Annotated in this window: 14 protein-coding genes; 4 read left to right on the top strand and 10 right to left on the bottom strand. The window is 64.4% G+C overall.

Annotated features, from left to right (window positions below; translation table 11 throughout):
* Window positions 1–203: 203 nt before the first annotated feature.
* Complete coding sequence (locus KUF59_RS24030) at window positions 204–1,988, bottom strand: AAA family ATPase (protein WP_212459757.1); 1,785 nt, start codon at window positions 1,986–1,988, stop codon at window positions 204–206.
* A 140-nt stretch (window positions 1,989–2,128) separates the two neighbouring features.
* The gene (locus KUF59_RS24025) at window positions 2,129–5,884 is read right to left on the bottom strand and encodes a vitamin B12-dependent ribonucleotide reductase (protein WP_212459758.1); all 3,756 of its coding nucleotides are present in this window, start codon (window positions 5,882–5,884) and stop codon (window positions 2,129–2,131) included.
* Window positions 5,885–6,635: 751 nt separating this feature from the next.
* Here KUF59_RS24025 and KUF59_RS24020 point away from each other — a divergent pair.
* Complete coding sequence (locus KUF59_RS24020) at window positions 6,636–7,535, top strand: DMT family transporter (protein ID WP_212459759.1); 900 nt, start codon at window positions 6,636–6,638, stop codon at window positions 7,533–7,535.
* Here KUF59_RS24020 and KUF59_RS24015 read toward each other — a convergent pair.
* The 3 genes from KUF59_RS24015 to KUF59_RS24005 all read right to left on the bottom strand — a co-directional run bounded on the left by KUF59_RS24015 (window position 7,532) and on the right by KUF59_RS24005 (window position 11,141).
* Window positions 7,532–9,796, bottom strand: a complete 2,265-nt coding sequence (locus KUF59_RS24015; protein WP_212459947.1) for a CHASE3 domain-containing protein — start codon at window positions 9,794–9,796, stop codon at window positions 7,532–7,534. The genes KUF59_RS24020 and KUF59_RS24015 overlap by 4 nt on opposite strands.
* On the bottom strand, window positions 9,793–10,212 hold the full coding sequence (locus tag KUF59_RS24010; protein ID WP_212459760.1) for a response regulator: 420 nt from the start codon (window positions 10,210–10,212) through the stop codon (window positions 9,793–9,795). Before KUF59_RS24010 ends, KUF59_RS24015 begins: the two co-directional genes overlap by 4 nt.
* A 212-nt stretch (window positions 10,213–10,424) precedes the next feature.
* A complete protein-coding gene (locus KUF59_RS24005; protein ID WP_212459761.1) occupies window positions 10,425–11,141 on the bottom strand; it encodes a BA14K family protein in 717 nt (238 codons plus the stop codon).
* Between the two features lie 213 nt (window positions 11,142–11,354).
* Here KUF59_RS24005 and KUF59_RS24000 point away from each other — a divergent pair, with 213 nt between their 5' ends.
* The gene (locus KUF59_RS24000; protein ID WP_212459762.1) at window positions 11,355–11,765 is read left to right on the top strand and encodes an NADH:ubiquinone oxidoreductase subunit NDUFA12; all 411 of its coding nucleotides are present in this window, start codon (window positions 11,355–11,357) and stop codon (window positions 11,763–11,765) included.
* A 331-nt stretch (window positions 11,766–12,096) separates the two neighbouring features.
* Here KUF59_RS24000 and KUF59_RS23995 read toward each other — a convergent pair whose 3' ends face one another.
* Window positions 12,097–12,783: a DJ-1/PfpI family protein gene (locus KUF59_RS23995; protein WP_212459763.1), complete on the bottom strand. Its 687-nt coding sequence runs from the start codon at window positions 12,781–12,783 to the stop codon at window positions 12,097–12,099.
* A gap of 134 nt (window positions 12,784–12,917) precedes the next feature.
* On the opposite strand from KUF59_RS23995, the gene KUF59_RS23990 reads away from it, so the two are divergent.
* Window positions 12,918–13,856, top strand: a complete 939-nt coding sequence (locus tag KUF59_RS23990) for a GlxA family transcriptional regulator (protein WP_212459764.1) — start codon at window positions 12,918–12,920, stop codon at window positions 13,854–13,856.
* Here the strand turns inward: KUF59_RS23990 and KUF59_RS23985 are convergent.
* The 3 genes from KUF59_RS23985 to KUF59_RS23975 form a co-directional block, all read right to left on the bottom strand.
* The gene (locus tag KUF59_RS23985; protein ID WP_212459765.1) at window positions 13,853–14,863 is read right to left on the bottom strand and encodes a bile acid:sodium symporter family protein; all 1,011 of its coding nucleotides are present in this window, start codon (window positions 14,861–14,863) and stop codon (window positions 13,853–13,855) included. The genes KUF59_RS23990 and KUF59_RS23985 overlap by 4 nt on opposite strands.
* Window positions 14,860–15,807 (bottom strand): alpha/beta hydrolase, encoded by a 948-nt coding sequence (locus KUF59_RS23980; protein WP_212459766.1) that lies wholly within the window; start codon window positions 15,805–15,807, stop codon window positions 14,860–14,862. Before KUF59_RS23980 ends, KUF59_RS23985 begins: the two co-directional genes overlap by 4 nt.
* Before the next feature lie 158 nt (window positions 15,808–15,965).
* Window positions 15,966–16,745, bottom strand: coding sequence for an SDR family NAD(P)-dependent oxidoreductase (locus KUF59_RS23975; RefSeq protein WP_212459767.1), 780 nt, complete (start codon window positions 16,743–16,745; stop codon window positions 15,966–15,968).
* Between the two features lie 229 nt (window positions 16,746–16,974).
* Between KUF59_RS23975 and KUF59_RS23970 the strand changes: the two genes are divergently transcribed.
* Window positions 16,975–17,997: a DUF2155 domain-containing protein gene (locus KUF59_RS23970; protein WP_212459768.1), complete on the top strand. Its 1,023-nt coding sequence runs from the start codon at window positions 16,975–16,977 to the stop codon at window positions 17,995–17,997.
* A gap of 17 nt (window positions 17,998–18,014) precedes the next feature.
* On the opposite strand, the gene aat is transcribed toward KUF59_RS23970, so the two are convergent.
* On the bottom strand, window positions 18,015–18,695 hold the full coding sequence (aat, locus tag KUF59_RS23965; protein ID WP_212459769.1) for a leucyl/phenylalanyl-tRNA--protein transferase: 681 nt from the start codon (window positions 18,693–18,695) through the stop codon (window positions 18,015–18,017).
* Between the last annotated feature and the right edge of the window lie 28 nt (window positions 18,696–18,723).

Genomic DNA, 18,723 nt, shown 5'->3' with positions numbered 1-18,723 from the left:
TTACTGCAACGATCTATCCGAATTGAGCGCGTAGGGCGGGTTAGCGAAGCGTAACCCGCCGCCGCATTGTGCGAATTGGTGGATTACGCCTTCGGCTAATCTACCCTACGCGTGCTGAGCAGTTTGTGGCTGCCCGTAGTGTGATCGCGCCAGCACCTTCATCGGACCCGGATGGTTGCCGGAACAATCAGGTTCGCTACGGGCTACGCTTCTTGTTGAACGGGAAGCAATAACTCTCGGATCACTTCAAGGGCGTCCCGGAAAGCAGAAAAGTCCGCGGGATCGCGTTTTGCGTTGCAGAGATACTCGGCGAGTTGGGTTTTCTGCAGCATGGGTACGGGACCCTTGTCGTCACCCTTGCCCATAACCGTATTTTGGAAGAAGCGGGGCTCGAACACATGATCGGGCAGAAGGTTCTCGATCCCGTTCTTTCGCTTCGCTGTAGGAATTTGAGTCAAGGTCCTAACATGCAAGTTTCCAGAGTCGAACGACGACTTCCTCGTCTCGGGGTCGTACAAAAAGAGCACTTTTCTGATCTGAAATTGCGGATTGTTGACAAGGAATTTAACAGCATCATCGAGATGGCTCTTTCCGCCACCCTGGGCGCCTCGGACATCGGGAGCGCCAACCCAGTCAAATTCGACACCGGTGGTCAGATCGGCGAAGCCCAGGAGCTCGGATGCTGCCTTCAAATATGTGGGATCGGTTTGCCCTTCTGTTAAGACCAACGGCGGCCCAGCGGCTCCGATCCTTGCCTGAAGAAGGTTCTCGAATGAAAGCGTTGCACGAAAATAGGACAACGAAGATTCAAATTCAGAGAACCGTTCAGGCCCAATTGTTAGGCCAGACGGCAAATCAACAATTGAGAATCCATCTTCACCGAAGGCTTTCTGCATTCCGAGTAAGAAGAGTGGAGCATGAGAACTCACAATAAACTGTATGCGGGGAAACAATTTCATCAGCTTAGGGAGCGCGTCGTGCTGTAAGTCCGCATGCAGATGATCATCGATCTCGTCGACTAAAACCAATCCTTGTAGTTGGTCCAAAGGTAACCGAGGAACATTGCCGTACCTCGCCACGGTGCCAAATATGGAAAGAAGAGAAGATTGTCCTGCTGATAGGTGGTCAATGGAATTCAGCACAATTTCATTGCCCTCAGCTATGCACACTCTTCGGTCCTTGCTACCTCCCATTAGCCGCGCAATTCGCACCCTTCGTCCAAGTATCGTCGAGAATATCTCATCCAAACCAAGACTGTTTGATACATTTATGTAGTGACCTCCACGGTAGGATCTCTTGAGTAAGTCGAGGTCGGTCGCGGCGAGTACATGATGAAAATCAATCGTGCGTGCGGAGACGACATCTAAGAGCCAAGACTTGAGCTCTTGAAAGGAAGATTCAACGATAATCGGGTTTTCGAGACGGTCGGACACGCTTGGGGTGAAATCCCACTCGGGATTGCGTTCAAGAACTTGAGTATTAGCCCAGTGTGGAATTTCATAGCGGCTCGAAGGAAAGAACGCATATGCGCCTCCAGCGAAGATTTCATGAAGCTTTCCGGTATCGCCGGAGAAGACCTTCTCGCTACCTCCACCTGCTAGTCCAGCCAGAGGATCGAACTGAGTGAAGCTTCGAGGAATCGCATCGGATGGAACGGAGCCCGATTTTGCCCTAATGAGGAAATCGGTATTGCCATGGACAAACTTCAGCGCGCTAAGTTCAAACGACTGGTTAATTCGCAGACTTCTTCCGCCGAGCATCCGAAAGTATTTGTGACCAGCTCCGTGCGCCGGAAGTGCATTGATGAAGTACTGAGCCGCGATTTCGGCTAGTGCATCAGCAATAGTCGACAATGCTCCGGTTTTTCCCGAGCCGTTTGTGCCCACAAGGACGAGCGGTTTAGGTAGCCCATCGTCAGTGAAGGATGGGGTGAGCTGCAGACTTGCTATCGGGCCGCTGTTCAGGATTAAGCCGCTAGAGAAATACATACTATCCTGTCCTCTTTAGGCGAGTATGCGCCGTCGCACGGTTTTCGGGGGGCCGTGTCTAAGGGAAAGGCGGCCTTTCGGCCGCCCTTTGTAGATGCCTGGGTCTCGCCCGGTCCCAACGATCGTCGCGCGCTACCGCCTCACGAACACCCCGTCGTGCTGCCGCACGTATCGCACTTCATGCACGTGCCGTTCCGCACCAGGGTGAAGTTGCCGCACTCCGAGCACATCTCGCCTTCGTAGCCCTTGGCCTTTGCTTCCGCGCGGCGTTCGGCCTTGGTGGGGACGACCGTTTGCGCGGCGGTGCCGGCCTTGCTCCACTGAAGCTGCTCGAGCTTCTCGGTGGGCGAGAGGTCGTGCTGGGCTTCCTGCTTCAGCGCGACGGCGCCTTCGACGGCGTCACCGGCACGGGCCGAGGTGCCGTGCGAGGCCAGCGCCGTGACCTTGCTGCCGCCGCCGTCGCTCGCCGGCATCGTGCCGCCGCGCATCACGACGAGGTTGTCGGTGCGGGAGCGGGTGAGGCCGCGCGACACGAGTTTGGTCGCGTGGTGGCCGCGGTCCTCGTCCGGCTCCTTGCCTTCCTCGACGCCCTTGCCGAGTGCGTCGAAGCCCGTCTCGTTGGGATCGACATGGGCGAGGTCGAAGCGGGACAAATACGACACCGCGAGCTCGCGGAAGACGTAGTCCAGGATCGAGGTCGCGTACTTGATGCTGTCGTTGCCCTGCACGGGGCCCGCCGGCTCGAAGCGGGTGAAGGTGAAGGCGTCGACATATTCGTCGAGCGGCACGCCGTATTGCAGGCCGAGCGACACGGCGATGGCGAAGTTGTTGATGAAGGAGCGGAGCGCCGCGCCTTCCTTGTGCATGTCGATGAAGATCTCGCCGAGACGGCCATCGTCATACTCGCCGGTGCGGAGATAGACTTTATGTCCACCGACGACCGCCTTCTGGGTGTAGCCCTTGCGACGGTCCGGCATCTTCTCGCGCTCGCGCATGACGATGATGCGCTCGACGAGCTTTTCGACCACCTTCTCGGAGATCTGCGCCGCACGCGCCGCCATCGGCTTCTCGTAGAGCGCCTCGACCGCATCATCCTCGTCCTCATCGTCAGAGATGAGCTGCGAGTTGAGCGGCTGGGAGAGCTTCGAGCCGTCGCGATAGAGCGCGTTGGCCTTGAGCGCGAGCTTCCACGACAGCATGTAGGCGGACTTGCAGTCCTCCACCGTGGCGTCGTTCGGCATGTTGATGGTCTTGGAGATCGCGCCCGAGATGAAGGGCTGCGCCGCGGCCATCATGCGGATGTGGCTTTCGACCGACAGATAGCGCTTGCCGATCTTGCCGCAGGGGTTGGCGCAGTCGAACACCGCGTAATGTTCTGCCTTGAGGTGGGGAGCTCCCTCCACCGTCATCGCGCCGCAGATGTGGACGTTGGCCGCCTCGATCTCGCGCTTGGTGAAGCCGACGGCCTGGAGCAGGTCGAAGCCGGGGGCCGCGATCGCCTCGGCGCCGATGCCGAGCTGGTCGCGGATGAAGTCTTCGCCAAAAGTCCACTTGTTGAAGGCGAACTTGATGTCGAAGGCGGTCGGCAGGGCCTTTTCGACCTTGGCGATCGCTTCATCGGTAAAGCCCTTGGTCTTCAGCGTCGAGACGTTGATGCCGGGGGCGTTCGCCAGCGAGCCGTGGCCGACGGCGTAGGCCTCGATCTCCGCAATCTCGCTCTCGCGATAGCCGAGCGCGCGCAGCGCCTCGGGGACCGCGCGGTTGATGATCTTGAAGTAGCCGCCGCCGGCGAGTTTCTTGAATTTTACCAGCGCGAAGTCCGGTTCGATGCCCGTCGTGTCGCAATCCATGACCAGGCCAATCGTGCCGGTCGGCGCGATGACGGTGGTCTGGGCGTTGCGGTAGCCGTGCTGCTCGCCGAGCGACAGCGCGGCATCCCAGGCGGCCTGCGCGTGGGTGACGATGTCGGCCTGCGGGCAGGAGGCGTGATCGAGCGGCACCGGATTGGTGTTCAGCCCTTCATAGCCGGATGCACGGCCGTGCGCGGCGAGGCGATGGTTACGGATGACGCGCAGCATGTGCGCCGCGTTCTTCTTGTAGCCGGGGAAGGTGCCGAGCTCGGCCGCGATCTCGGCCGAGGTCTTGTAGGTGATGCCGGTCATGACAGCGGTCAGCGCGCCGCAGAGCGCACGGCCTTCCTTGCTGTCGTAGGACAGGCCCATGGTCATCAACAGGCCGCCGATATTGGCATAGCCGAGGCCGAGCGTGCGGAACTCGTAGGAGAGCTCGGCGATCGCCTTCGACGGGAACTGCGCCATCATCACGGAGATTTCGAGCACCAGCGTCCAGAGCTGGCAGAGATGCTCGTAGGACTCGACGTCAAAGTGCTTCGTCGTCGTGTTGTAGAACGTCAGCAAATTGGCGGAGGCGAGGTTGCACGCCGTGTCGTCCAAAAACATGTATTCCGAGCACGGATTGGACGCGCGGATGTCGCCGGACGCCTTGCAGGTGTGCCAGTCGTTCATCGTGGTGTTGAAGTGCAGACCCGGATCGGCCGAGGCCCAGGCGGCGTGGCCGATCTTCTCCCAGAGGTCGCGCGCCTTCAGGGTCTTCGTGACCTTCTTGGTCGTGCGGCCCACGAGATTCCAGTCGCCGTCGGTTTCGACCGAGCGGAGGAAGTCGTCCTTCAGCGAGACCGAGTTGTTGGAGTTCTGCCCCGAAACGGTGAGATAGGCTTCCGAATCCCAGTCGGTGTCGTAGACGTCGAACTGGATGTCCTTGTAGCCCTGCTTGGCGAACTGGATGACGCGCTTGATGTAGTTGTCAGGCACGAGGCTGCGGCGCGCGAGCTTGATCTCGCGGCGCAGGGCAGGGTTCTTCTCGGGGTCAAAACAATCGTCGCCCGAACCTTCGCAGTTCACGCAGGCCTTGAGCACGGCCTTGAGATGCTTCTGGTTGATTTTTGAGCCGGTGACGAGGGCGGCGACCTTCTGCTCCTCCTTCACCTTCCAGTCGATATAGGTCTCGATATCGGGGTGATCGACGTCGACCACGACCATCTTGGCCGCGCGGCGCGTGGTGCCGCCCGACTTGATCGCGCCCGCGGCGCGGTCGCCGATCTTCAGGAAGCTCATCAGGCCCGAGGAGCGGCCGCCGCCGGAGAGCTTTTCACCCTCGCCGCGCAGGCGCGAGAAGTTGGAGCCGGTGCCGGAGCCGTATTTGAACAGGCGCGCCTCGCGCACCCAGAGGTCCATGATGCCGCCCTCGTTGACGAGGTCGTCACCGACGCCCTGGATGAAGCAGGCATGCGGCTGCGGATGCTCATAGGCCGACTTGGACTTGGTCAGCTTGCCGGTGAAGGGGTCGACGTAATAATGGCCCTGGCCGGGGCCGTCGATGCCATAGGCCCAGTGCAGGCCGGTGTTGAACCATTGCGGCGAGTTCGGTGCGACCATCTGCATAGCGAGCATGTAGCGGAGCTCGTCATAGAAGGCCTGCGCGTCCTCGTCGGTGGAGAAGTACTTGCCCTTCCAGCCCCAATAGGTCCAGCAGCCGGCGAGTCGGTCGAACACCTGCTTGGCCGAGAGCTCGCTGACGAAGCGCTCTTTCTCAGGCAGGGCGGCGAGGGCCTCGGTGTCGGGCACCGAGCGCCACAGGAAGGAGGGGACGGATTCCTCCTCGACCTTCTTCAGGCGCGCGGCGACGCCCGCTTTCCGAAAGTACTTCTGGGCGAGCACGTCGGAGGCGACCTGCGACCAGGCGCCGGGCACTTCGACGTTCTCGAGCCTGAACACGACCGAGCCGTCGGGATTCCGGATCTCCGACGTGGTCAGCCGGAAATCGATCCCGGCGTAAGGTGATTGTCCTGCCGTGGTGTGGCGCCGCTCAATCCGCATAGTTGCCCCGTCCTTTTTATTTGACCGGACCGCCTTCGTTGGGGCGTGCCGGTTATTTCTCTTGCGCGAATTCCTCCCGGCCTTTCGGCCTTCAGGCTTCGCAGTTGCTGCCGGTGGACCCGGCCCAGTTTCTCTCGCCGCCGAACCGGTGCTTGGCACCGGCCCAACCGTCGGCATGTCACCTCATCCACCCCCGGATGAAGGGCCATGCGTTCAACGCCCCACGCCACTTTGTTCAACCAGGCTCTTTCGGGTCTGTGTCGACCCGTTCGAGCGCCCCGAAAATCCGCCAATTCAGGGCAGACAAGCCCTTCATCCGCTGCCTTGGACCGGCCGGCGGAGTGGTTTTTGCGGACCCTTTTGGGGAGTGACCGGCGGGACGCAAACACACTCGCGCCGAACGGATCGAAAGCTAGGACTCTCCGTTGCGCCCGTCAAGAACTAGTACGAGTTCCTGAATCAAATACTAAATATGGTGGAATGACGGGGATAACAGGGGTCAGTGCCGCGCCTGTTGTGGAGGCAAGTATCAGTGAGTCCTCAGAGATTCGAAACCGAAAAAATTTGTTTCCCGCACCGCTCCGGAGGCTTCGTCCCGCTGTTCACAGGCGGGGTATATTTTTGGCCTCCGGGATTGCGTCAGTGAGACTCACGTAGCGCTACGGAATAAAGCGACAGACATGCCCGTTGAGGTGGTGGCGGAGGCGTCGAATTCGCGCCAAGGTAGGAAAAATCTTGCCGGGTTTTTTGCATGCATGATTCGACGCGACGGGGGATGCGCCCACGCATCGCCCCCGCGGGCCTGATGTTCCTCGCCATTACCTCGGTCGGCTGGGGCTTCAACTGGCCGGTGACGAAATTCCTGCTGTCCGAGCTGCCGCCGCTGACCTTGCGCGGGGTCACGGGCGTGCTGGGCGCGCTCTTGCTCGCCGCCTTTGCGATTTTGCGCAGCCAGAGTCTGAAGGTTGCACCCGAGATCTGGCCGCGGCTGTTGCTGGCCGGGCTCCTCAACGTCACCGGCTGGATGGTGCTGATGGGGCTCGCGCTGCTCTGGCTGCCGGCGAGCGAGGCGGCGCTGATCGCCTACACCATGCCGGTCTGGGCCTCGATCATCGCCTGGCCCGTGCTCGGCGAGCGGCCGACGTTATTGCGCACCATCGCGCTGGTGATGGCGTTTGCCGGGCTCGCCGCCATCATGGGCGGTAATGGCATCGCCGCGAGCGAGGAGAAACTCCCCGGCATCATCATGGCGCTCGCGGGCTCGATCGGCTTTGCGGTCGGCACCGTGCTGTCGAAGAAGCTGCCGATCCATCTGCCGCCGATCACGGCGGCCGCCTGGCAGATCGGCGCCGGCTGCCTGCCGGTGGCGCTCGCAGGTCTCCTGCTCGAGACCACGCATCTGGACCGGATGACGACGGTCGGCTGGGTGCTGGTGGTCTATTCCACCGTCGTGCAGTTCTGCATCGCCTATGTGAGCTGGTTTGCCGCGCTGTCGCGCCTGCCGGCTTCCGTCGCGGCGATCGGCACCATGGCGGTGCCCGTCATCGGCGTGCTGGCCTCGGCGATCGCGCTGCACGAACCGCTCGGACCAGGGCAGATCGCCGCGCTGATCTTCACGCTTGCGGCCGTGGTGCTGGCGACGCGGGGCTAGGACGCCGCCGCGTCGGCGCTGCCGCCGTTCAGCGCGAGGCGGATCATGTCGGCGAGCTGGTTGCGGCGGTAGGGCTTTGTCAGCAGCCGCACGCCCTCGCCAAGCTTGCCCTGCTGCACGACCGCGTCGTCCGTATAGCCTGATGTGAACAGCACCTTCAGCCCCGGACGGCGTTTGGTGATGACCTCTGCAAGTTCGCGCCCGCTCATGCCGCCGGGAATGACGATGTCGGTGAACAGCAGGTCGAACGCCGCGCCGCGGTCGACCAGCGCCAGCGCGGCGCGGCTGTCGGCGGCGGCGATCGTCTTGTAGCCGAGGCTCTCGAGCTGCGCGGTGACGAAGGTGCGCACGAGGTTGTCGTCCTCGACGACGAAAATCGTCTCGACGCCGCCGCCGGACGGCGCGGCGACTGGACCTGCGGCTTCCATCTCGCCCTGGCCCGGCGGCAGATAGAGCTTGATGGTCGTGCCGTGGCCCAGCTCGCTGTAGATCTTGATGTGGCCGCCGGACTGCCTGACGAAGCCGTAGACCATGGAGAGACCGAGCCCGGAACCCTTGCCGACCTCCTTGGTGGTGAAGAAGGGCTCAAACGCCTGCTCCTGGATCTCCTTGGACATGCCGGTGCCGGTGTCGGACACCGCCACCATCACGTAAGGGCCGGGCACGACGCCCGGATTGGCCTGCGCATAGGCCTCGTCGAGCTCGACCTTGTGGGTCTCGAGCAGCAGCTTGCCGCCACCCGGCATCGCATCGCGCGCATTGATCGCCATGTTGAGCACCGCGTTGGTGAGGCGCGAGGGATCGATATGCGAGGTGACCGCGCCCTGTTCCAGCGCGGTCTCGATCTGGATCTGCTCGCCGAGCGTCGGGCGCAGCAGCTTTGCGATGTCCGTCAGCGCGGCGTTGATCTCGACATTGCGCGGACGCAGCGGCTGCTTGCGGGCGAAGGCGAGCAGATGCTGGATCAGCTCGGCGCAGCGGTCGGCGGCTTCGAGGATCAGCTTTGCGACGCGCTGCGGCTCCGGCTGTTCCTTCAGCTCGGAAACCAGCGTCTCGGTATTGCCGGAGATGACGGTGAGCATGTTGTTGAAATCATGCGCCACGCCGCCGGTGAGCTTGCCAATGGCATCGAGCTTTTGCGACTGGTGCAGTTGCCGCTCGGTTTCGCGCGAGGCGGTGGCGTCGTGATAGACCAGCACCGCGCCGCTGATCGCGCCCTGCCCATCGCGCATCGGGCGGCCGCTGACGACGAGATGACGGGTCGGGCTGCCGCTGTTCGGCAGGATGACGATCTCGTGCTCGTCGAATTCCTCGCCGCGCAGCACGCGCGCTGACGGCAGCTCGTCGAAGTTGAGCACCGTGCCGTCCTCCTTGGTGACGACGGTGGCGCGCTCGCGCATCGTCTGGAGGTTCATGCCGGTGCGATGGACCAGCGTGCGCTCGGCAGCCGGGTTCGACAGCAAGACCTCGCCCTTTTCGTCGATGACGAGGACGGCCTCCGCCATGCTGTGGAAGGTGCTCTGGAGCACGTTGACCGACAGACGGAGCTCGTCATGGGCGGTGACGAGATGCGCGGTGCGCTCGGCAACGGCGGCCTCCAGCGCTTCGTTGGCGGCCTTGGTCTCGTGCAGCGTGCTTTGCAGCGCGACCCTGGCGCGCCCGGTCTCGCGCAGCAAGAGCCCCACCAGCAGCAGGATCAGCACTACGCCGGCGACGTCGATCCCGAGCAGGACGATGCCGGTCCGGCGCGAGTCGGCCGCGCGCGCGGCGAGCAGCTCTTCCTCATCAGCGGTCAGCCGGTCGAGATTCGATGTGACCGTCTCCATCAGGCCGCGGCCCTCAGCCTTGCCCTGGAGCGCGGCGATGCCAGCCTCGTCGCGGTCGGCGCGCAGCCGCATCGCTTCGGCGGCGATGTCGATGCGGCGCTTGATCAGCGGCTCGGTCGCCTCGACGAGCGCGACCTGGTCGGGATTGTCGCGCACGGCGCGCTTGAGATCGCCGAGCGAGGGCGCGATCTGCGCGCGCGCGGTCGCGAACTCGTCGTTGAAGGTCTGGCTGCGATAGAGTTCGTAGCCGCGCGCAGCACTTTCGGCGCGGCGGACGAGCAGGCGCAGGTCGGAGATCTTCTTCAGCACCTCGACCGCGTGGTTGGTCCAGGCTGTATCGGCGCGCGACTTGAGATCGAGCCCGATCGAGGCTGCGGTAATGATCAGGAGGATCGCGAGTCCGGCTGCAAGAATGACGCGCTGCGAGGGAATCAAGGGGATGACTTGTCCTTCGTCGGTGCGCTCTCGTTCGGCCGTCCGAGGCATTCCTGAATGGTGGTCAAGAGCGTATCCGGCGTGAACGGCTTGCGCAGGCAGCGCGTCGCGCCAAGCTCGAGCGCCATGCGCAGGAAATCGGGGGAGGGCGAGGCTGACGATGCGAAAGCATAGCCGGACATCGCGATCAACGGAACGTTCGGCGCGCGCTCATGAAAGATGCGGATGGATTCGTAGCCGCGCATGTGCGGCATGAAGATGTCGACCAGCATCACGTCGAACGTCTGCGTCTCGAGCGCAGCCAGCCCCGACTCTCCGCCGTCCGTCAACGTGACGTCGAAGCCCTGGCGTAGCAGGAGGACCTCGATAGTCGCGCCGACCATCGGATCGTCATCAACCACGAGTATACGCGGCATGACATTGCCTAACCAATCGAAGTCCCCACAGCGATTGCTGATATAGGCGAATCGCGCATCGGGTCAATTTTGGATTGGATCAGTACAGATATGCACGGTGGGGTGCACAGATGCCTGTTCCAGATGGAGCCTGCGCGCCGCACAGAAAAAAGGCGCCGCCGAACAGCGACGCCTTTTTCATCACGTGTCGAATGCGCGTGGCGCAAGGCCCACTACGGGCACGGATGCCGCAGGCCGTCATAGCCAAGATAGGTGCCTGACGCCGGGTCATAGGACCGGTAGCGCTGCTGGCAGTAGGCAACGGAATCGCCGCCGTCAGGCACGACTGCGACGCTCGCGCCGTCATCGTAATAGCCGTCATTATAGTAGTAGGAGTCATCGTAGTAGGGCCCGCCGCCGTAATAGGCGTACGAACCAAGCGCTCCGATCGCAGCCCCGGCCGCGACGCCCGGCCAGAATCCGCCACCGCGATGGTGCCAGCGGCCGCCTTGCCAGGTGCCGCCACTGCCGCGCCAGGTCGAACCCGGGGAGGCCGCTGCGACACTGCCGCCGGCAAAGGCCGGTCCCGCGCCGACGCTCGGCCGCGCGACTGGGGCACCTGCTGCGAAACTGCGCCCGCCGCCGCCAAAGGCTGGCCCCGCACCAACGCTCGGCCGCGACATTGCGGCGCCTGCGGCGAAGTTACCGCCACCGCCACTAAAGGCCGCACCGGCGCCAGGGCCACCGCCCATCCGGGCGCCCCCGCCACCACCGATCGCGGCGTGGCCACCACCACCTCCGCCACCACCCATCGCGGCATGTCCGCCACCACCGCCACCGGGGCCGCGGCCTCCACCAGCGGGACCCTGCGCGAAGCTGGCGGTCGACGTGACCAACGGTAACACCAGCGCCAAAGCCGCTGTGGCGCTTAAAACTCTGAGACTGTTCATGTTCGGCTCCTTTTCCCGGAGGACAAACCCAGTAACGGGGCCCTGGTTCCCGGGCCGCGCACAGGATTGCGCGCACGAGGCAGCCTTTCACTCGACGACTGTACCCGGCATGAACGGATCGCGACCGCTTTGCGGCAAGATCCGCCTAGGGCCCAACTGGACAATTCGGCTGCCGGATGGCATCAGGGCGCCAGAAAGCAGGGCCCGCGCCGCATGAAACAGTTCTTCCTGAAACTCTTCACCTGGTGGAGTAGCCAGACTTTTGGCACGCAGCTCTGGACCTGGCGCTTCGGCGAACTGGTCGGCGCGGACGAGCAGGGCAACCGCTACTACCGCACCCGTGGCGGCCAGATCGATCCGACGCTCGGATTCGAACGGCGCTGGGTGATCTATAATGGCTATGCGGAGGCGAGCCGCGTGCCGCCGTCCTGGCACGGCTGGCTGCATCACGTCGTCGACGTGCCGCCGACCGAGGACGGTTACAAGCCGCGCGAGTGGGAAAAGCCGCATCAGCCGAACCTGACCGGCACGCCCGCTGCGTACAGGCCGTCCGGCTCGACGCTCGCGAGCGGCAAGCGCCCGAAGGCCACCGGCGACTACCAGGCCTGGACGCCCGGCAGCTAATTTTCTCGATCTCGTTCCATTGGATGCATTCGCATCGTCGCTTGACCCTGTGAACAACGGGATCAGCGGGGACGCCGCTTGCGCAGCCATTGCGCTCGCACGCGCCGTGCGGCCTAATAAACCCATCTTACGGAGATGGGAGACCATCGCGTCGGTTCGGGCAACAGATCGCGACTGTCCCGAAATGCAGCGGCTGCCGAGCAGGACTCGATCGGGAGATAGGCCCCCGGTCTAGAAGATCCGAAATCGCCCGGTGATATGTGCAGCCATCGTGAGACAGGAAAGGCCGCTTGGGAAACCGAGCGGCCTTTTTCTGTCGTGATCCGCTGTTTCACATCACGCGTGCCGCCGCGCGCTTGGCGGCTTCGATGCGGCGGGCCTGCGACGGTGCAATCTTCTCCTTCATGAGTGCGAGCACCTCGGCAGGCGCAGTCTCCGGTGAGCCCGCGTTGAAGGGCGGGGCGGGGTTGTATTCGAGCCGGAGCTGGATCGCCTCGGCAAGCGTGCGGTTGACCAGGATCGACACCAGTGTCAGTGCAAAGTCGATGCCTGCGGTGACGCCTCCGCCGGTGACGCGGTTGCGGTCGATGCAGACGCGGTTGCGCGTCGGTGTCGCACCGAACAGTGCCAGCACCTCCGTCGCGCTCCAATGGGTGGCGGCGCGGTAGCCCTTCAACAGGCCGGCCGCGCCCAGCACCAGCGATCCCGTGCAGACCGAGGTGACGTATTGCGCGCCGTCGGCCTGCTTGCGCAGGAAGTTGAGCGTCTCCTCGTCATTGACGAGCTCGTCGGTGCCAAAACCGCCGGGCACGCAGATGACGTCGAGCTGCGGGCAGTCGGCGAAGGTCGTGGTCGGCGTCAGCGTCAGCACGGAATCGCTCGGCACCGGCTCGATGCGTTTCCAGATCAGATGCACTTTTGCGCCGGGCACGCTCGAAAACACCTGCACGGGACCGGTGAGATCGAGCTGGGTGACGCGCGGAAACACGAGAAGTCCGATCTGAAGCGGCTGCGACATCGGGAAGGCCTCCAGAAAACTGGCTTGAAGAGAATTGGCTTGACGGAACCACGATGCCATGCTGCCCTTCCGTCCGAAATGGCATAATTCCCTCATTTTAGGACACATCACTTTCTGATACGGTGGACCTCATCATGATCGGCGTCCTGATCTTTCCGGATTTCCAATTGCTCGATGCGGCCGGCCCGATCTCGGTGTTCGAGATCGCCACGCGCTATACGCGGAAGGTGCCTGCGATCCGCGTGCTTGCGGTGAAGGCAGGTCCAGTACGCAGCTCTTCCGGCGCGGAGATGATGGCGCGCGATCTCAAATCAGCCGGCGCCATCACAACGTTGATCGTGGCGGGCGGTGAGGGTATTGCGACCGCGTCGCGCTGCCCGCTGACGCTCGCCTTCGTGCAGCGGATGGCCAAACGCGGCGTGCGGGTCGCAAGCGTCTGCTCCGGCGCCTATGTGCTCGCCGAGGCGGGCCTGCTGGACGGCAAGCGTGCGACCACGCATTGGGGCCGCACCCGCGATTTCGTCACGCGCTATCCCAGGATCAAGCTCGAGCCCGACCAGATCTTCACGCGAGACGACAATGTGTGGACGTCGGCCGGCATTACCGCCGGGATCGACCTCGCGCTTGCCATGGTCACTGAGGATTACGGCGAAGCGGTCGCGCAGGACACCGCGCGCCAGCTCGTGCTCTACCATCGCCGCAGCGGCGGGCAATCGCAATTCTCGTCGCTGCTCGAATTGAAGACGCCGAACGGCCGGTTCGGCCCGCTGCTCGCCTGGGCGCGGGAGAATCTCGACGCGCCGCTGACCGTCGAGGATCTCGCCGAGCGCGCCGGCATGAGCTCGCGGCATTTCGCCCGCGCCTTCACCGCCGAGACCGGCACGACGCCGTCGAAAGCGGTCGAGCGGTTGCGCATCGAGGTGGCGCGCGAGCGCGTGCAGTCGTCGAGCGAAGCGATCGAGCTCGTGGCGCAGTCCACCGGCTTTCGCGATCCGGAGCGGATGCGGCGCGCCTTCATCCGCGCCTTCGGCCAGCCGCCGCAATCGCTGCGTCGCGCGGCGCGCGCCGTCTAAGACGTGCTCGTCGCGCTCGCCGTGCGCGATGTCTCGGTCTTCGCCGTCAGCCGCCGTGCGATCGGCGTGAGCATCTGCGGCGCCACGTAATAGGGAAACTGGGTCAGCGCGAAATAGAGCCAGGTGAAGGCCGGCAGCGCGCCCGAGGTCGCGGCCAGCATGAGGCCCAGGTTCCGCTGCGACACCATCAGCCCGAGGGCGAGCGCCTGTTCATAGCCGATGCGGCGGAACAGCAGCGTCGTGACGATCAGGAGGGCAAAGAAGACGGCGAAGGAGAGTGCGGCGACCGCGATCGACAACACGGGATTGGCGAGGAAATCCGCAATCACATGGCCCATGACGGCTGCGACGAACACGAACAGGATGAGGATGTTGACGCCGTCGATGGGACGGCGGTGGCGCTGGATTGCGTCAGCGCCAAAAATCCAGCGGATGGCGGTGGCAACCAACAGCGAGCCCGCCAATATCGCAAGCAGCTTCAGCCCAAGCGCGAGCGGCGAAATGTCGAGTGTTCCCGACAGGAAGAGGGCCGCGAACAGCGAGGCCGTGAAGGGAACGAGCGCCGTGCTGGTCACCAGCGTGACGAGCACGAGCGTAGCGTCGAGCCCCATCAGCGCAGCAATCGCGGGCGAGGCCATCATCGGCGATGCGATCGCCTGCAGCATCAGGGCCAGGAACAGGCCGGGCGCGCGGGTGTCGAAGCCCGTGAGATGTGCGATCAGGCCGAAGATCAGGGGCACGCCGATCGTCGTCCACGCGGTGGCCGCCACGATCAGTCCCGGCCGGCGCAAATGATCGCGCAGCGCGATCAGATCGACGCGCATGAAGGAGATGCAGAGCAAAAGAAAGATCGCCTCGGTGACGTAGGGCCGCAACATCGCACCGAGCGGCGGAATCGCGATCCCGAACACCACCAGCGCTGCGATCGCACGCGTGCCCTGGTCGCCGAGCCATGACAGCCCACGCACGGGGATGGAGATGGCCGTCCGGGCTACACTGATCGTCAATTCAATTCCTTCATCCACGCCCCGATCTCGCGTGCTGCGATATCGGCCTGCCGCAGCAGCTTGCCCATTGTGAAGAAGCCGTGGAATTGGCCCGGGAAGTGCCTATAGGCGACGGGCACGCCGGCCGCCTTCAGGCGCGCGGCATATTCGTCGCCCTCGTCGCGCAGGGGATCGGCGCCGGCGGTCAGCACATAGGCGGGCGGCAGGCCGACAAGCGTCGACACGCGTGCGGGCGAGGCGCGCCAGTCGTGGGTGTCGGCGGTGCCGTTCAGATAATGGTCGCGGAACCAGCGGATAACGGAATGCGTGAGCAGCACGCTGGTCTCGGGCTCGCTGTGCGATGGTGTGGTCATCGCGAAATCGACGGCGGGGTAGATCAGCACCTGTCCGGCGATGGCCGGACCATTGCCGTCGCGCGCGGCGATCGCGACCACGGCTGCGAGATTTCCGCCGGCACTATCGCCGCCAACACACAAGCGCGAAGCATCGATGCCGAGCTGCCTCGCGTTGTCGCCCACCCATTTGGTTGCGGTAATGGCGTCGTCGACGGCGGCCGGAAACTTGTGCTCGGGTGCGAGGCGATAGTCGACGGAGATCGCGATCAGCTCGCCCTCGTCGGCGAGTTTGCGGCAGGCGACGTCATGGGTGTCGAGATTGCCGATCACCCAGCCGCCGCCGTGGAAGAACACCAGCGCCGCCGACAGGCCGTTCTGCTTCCGCAGGCGTTTTGGCACGTAGAGGCGCGCCGGGATCGCGCCGTGCGGCGAGGGGATTTCGAGTTGCTCGACCCGCGCAAGCTCGGGCGGCTCCGGACTGACGACGAGGTGGGCCTGAAGATAGGACTCGCGCGCTTCGGGAGCGGTCAGCGTTTCATAAGGCGGCCGGCCGGCTTCCAGGAAAGCCTTGTAGACGGCGGCGGCATCGGGATCGAGGACGACGGGCATTGGGGCAGGAGACCTGTGATTTGAGGAGTCATTCCGGGGCGATGCGAAGCATCGAACTTTAGTGCGCAATTGCGCACCAGAGAATCTCGAGATCCCACAATTCGCAATCGCGAATTGGGGTTCGCCTCTTCGAGACGCCCCGGGATGACGGCGCGGGACTAGGACGCGACGCGGCCGCCATCGACGGTGTAGGCGGAGCCGGACACGTAGCTCGCTTCATCCGACGCAAGGAACGCGACGATCGAGGCGACCTCCGAGGGATCGCCGAGTCGGCGCGCGGGGATGCGCTCGGCGAGCTTCTCGTTTGGGATCGGCGCCTTGCCGCCATTGCGGCCGTTGACGATGGCGCTCAGCATCCGGCTCTCGATCAGTCCTGGGCAGACGCAATTGACGCGCACGCCGGTGCCGGAGCATTCGATCGCGGCACTCTTGGTGAGCCCGATGACCGCGTGCTTGGAGGCGCTGTAGACCGCAACCTCTGGCGTGCCGAGCAGGCCGGCGATGGATGCGGTGTTGATGATGCTGCCCTTGTTACGCGCGAGCATGACCGGCAGCACGTGCTTCATCCCCAGGAACACGCCGATCACGTTGACGTCGAGCACGCGGCGAAAGCTTTCGAGCGGATAGTCGGTGATCTTCCTGACGTCACCCTCGATGCCGGCATTGTTGTAGAACACGTCGATCTTGCCGAAGCGGTCGACACTGGCGCGGACGTAGTCCTTGACCTCGTCCTCGCTGGTGACGTCGGCGGCGATCGCGAGTGCCTCGGCGGAAGCGGGCAGGTCGACGATCGCGGTCTTGAGGTCGGCTTCGCGACGGTCGACGGCGACGATGCGGGCGCCGCGGTCGGCGAGCAGTTTTGCGGTGGCGCGGCCGATGAAGCCGGCGGCGCCCGTGACGACGGCGACCCGGCCATCGAGACGAATGCGATCGGGCATGTTCCCCCCTTGATATTGCTCCGGTTGGCCCGGAGACGCCCGGGGCCCGTGGCGCGGACCCTGGTGCAACTATTCCATCTGCGGGGCGTCCTGGCCAGACGGCCGGCGGGCGGGGCAGGGTTGCCGCCCTTTCCCCGCCGTATTCGCCGTGTTAACCGGAAGGTCTGCGAGCGGCGGTAACCCCCTGTACAATGTCCCGAAACCCGATTCGCTGTTGAAGCCGCGCGAGATGTCTCGAAACCTTGTCCTGACCGGTCTTGCGGCTCTGCTCGCCGCCACAGCGATGACGCTTGCCCCACCTGCGCAGGCGCAGATCGGCACCATTTTCTCCGATCCGCCGCCGCGGCCGCCGGGGGCCATTCCCCGCGGCAATCAGCCGCCCCAGCAGATGCCTGACGACGACGAAGAGGTGGTGCCAGAGCTGCCGCGGCAGGGCCGCGTGCTGCCGACGCGTCCGGCGCCGCCGCCGGCCCAGCAGGGCAATGCGCTCCCGGGTCCCGTGCAGTCGCAGCCATTGGCGCCGCCGCCGGGCTCGACCGTGGTACCCCAGAACCAGCCGCCGTCGGTTGCGGTTGCGCCACCCAATCCGCAGGCAGCACCCCAGCCGGGCGCCAATCCGCTGCCGGGCCTGCCGCCCGGCCAGCGCCAGCCCAAGGGTGGACCGGCGGGCGCGCCGGGCGCCGTACCGCAGACGCCGGCAAGCCTGCAGCCGGGCGACGAGGTCGTCACCGAGCCGCCGGCGCAGAAGATCGTGAACAAGAAGGCGACTTTCTCCGGGCTCGACAAGATCACCGGCCGTATCATCAATTTCGACGAGGAGATCGGCGAGACCGTGCAGTTCGGTGCGCTGCGCGTCAAAACCAACGCCTGCTACACGCGCCCGGCGACGGAAGCCGCCAACACCGACGCTTTCGTCGAGGTCGACGAGATCACGCTCCAAGGCGAGGTGAAGCGGATCTTTTCGGGATGGATGTATGCGGCAAGCCCCGGCCTGCACGGCGTCGAGCATCCGATCTACGACATCTGGCTGACCGACTGTAAGGAGCCGCAGACGACGATCGCGACCGCTGCGCCCGATCCAGGCACCAAGCCGCCGGCGCCGCCTCCGGCTCAGAAGAAATCCTCGCCGCCGAAGCAGACGGTGCAGCAGCAGCGCCCGCCGCAGCCGCTGCCCCAGCAGCAGCCGCCACCTCCGCCTCCGCCGCCCCAGCAGCAGCCGGGCCTGTTCCCGTTCCCGGGTTTTGGCCGGTAAGCACGACGCCTGAGCAGTTATTGTCGTGTGGCGATGATCTCGAGCGCGCGGGTGCCCGCGATCGGCTGCTCCGCCGGCAGGCGCAGGAAATCGGCAGGCTCGCCGGCGAGCGACTTGTCGAGCAGGGCGGTGTAACGCCGCCGGGAAATCTCGACCGCGCCAAAGCTCTTCAGATGCTCGGTGACATATTGCGTGTCCAGGAGCTCGAATCCGCCCGCGATCAGGCGCGCCACGAGATGCACCAGCGCAACCTTGGAGGCGTCGCGCACGCGGTGAAACATGCTTTCCCCGAAGAAGGCGCGCCCCAGGCTGACGCCATAGAGCCCGCCGACGAGATCGTCGTCCTGCCAGACTTCGACCGAGTGGCAATGGCCGAGCGCGTGCAGCCCGCCATAGAGGTCGCGGATGCGCTTGTTGATCCAGGTATCCTCGCGCCCGGCCTGCGGCGCGGCGCAGCCCGATATCGTCGCCTTGAATGCGGTGTTGACGGTGACGCGAAACGCGTCCGAACGCACGGTCCGCGCGAGCCGCGAGGCGATGCGAAAACCATCGAGCGGGATCACGCCGCGCAGCTCGGGCTCGACCCAGAACAGGGTCGGGTCGTCGGCGCTCTCCGCCATCGGAAAGATGCCGCAGGCATAGGCGCGCAACAGCACGGCGGGGGTGATTTCAGACGAGGCGGAGTCGCGCGAGGTCATTGCCGGAGAATAGCAGGATCGCATCGCG

The sequence above is a fragment of the Bradyrhizobium arachidis genome (genome assembly GCF_024758505.1).
Taxonomy (GTDB): domain Bacteria; phylum Pseudomonadota; class Alphaproteobacteria; order Rhizobiales; family Xanthobacteraceae; genus Bradyrhizobium; species Bradyrhizobium manausense_C.
The sequence above is the reverse complement of the archived record's forward strand: the minus strand, read 5'-3'. Positions and strand labels throughout refer to the sequence as shown.

Bases quoted from the DNA above. Each gene is read 5' to 3' on its own strand.
- KUF59_RS24020 (WP_212459759.1), top strand. From the start codon at position 6,636: ATGCATGATTCGACGCGACGGGGGATGCGCCCACGCATCGCCCCCGCG.
- KUF59_RS24025 (WP_212459758.1), bottom strand. From the start codon at position 5,884: ATGCGGATTGAGCGGCGCCACACCACGGCAGGACAATCACCTTACGCC.
- KUF59_RS23970 (WP_212459768.1), top strand. From the start codon at position 16,975: ATGTCTCGAAACCTTGTCCTGACCGGTCTTGCGGCTCTGCTCGCCGCC.
- KUF59_RS23995 (WP_212459763.1), bottom strand. From the start codon at position 12,783: ATGTCGCAGCCGCTTCAGATCGGACTTCTCGTGTTTCCGCGCGTCACC.
- aat (WP_212459769.1), bottom strand. From the start codon at position 18,695: ATGACCTCGCGCGACTCCGCCTCGTCTGAAATCACCCCCGCCGTGCTG.
- KUF59_RS23980 (WP_212459766.1), bottom strand. From the start codon at position 15,807: ATGCCCGTCGTCCTCGATCCCGATGCCGCCGCCGTCTACAAGGCTTTC.
- KUF59_RS24030 (WP_212459757.1), bottom strand. From the start codon at position 1,988: ATGTATTTCTCTAGCGGCTTAATCCTGAACAGCGGCCCGATAGCAAGT.
- KUF59_RS23990 (WP_212459764.1), top strand. From the start codon at position 12,918: ATGATCGGCGTCCTGATCTTTCCGGATTTCCAATTGCTCGATGCGGCC.
- KUF59_RS24005 (WP_212459761.1), bottom strand. From the start codon at position 11,141: ATGAACAGTCTCAGAGTTTTAAGCGCCACAGCGGCTTTGGCGCTGGTG.
- KUF59_RS24000 (WP_212459762.1), top strand. From the start codon at position 11,355: ATGAAACAGTTCTTCCTGAAACTCTTCACCTGGTGGAGTAGCCAGACT.
- KUF59_RS24010 (WP_212459760.1), bottom strand. From the start codon at position 10,212: ATGCCGCGTATACTCGTGGTTGATGACGATCCGATGGTCGGCGCGACT.
- KUF59_RS23975 (WP_212459767.1), bottom strand. From the start codon at position 16,745: ATGCCCGATCGCATTCGTCTCGATGGCCGGGTCGCCGTCGTCACGGGC.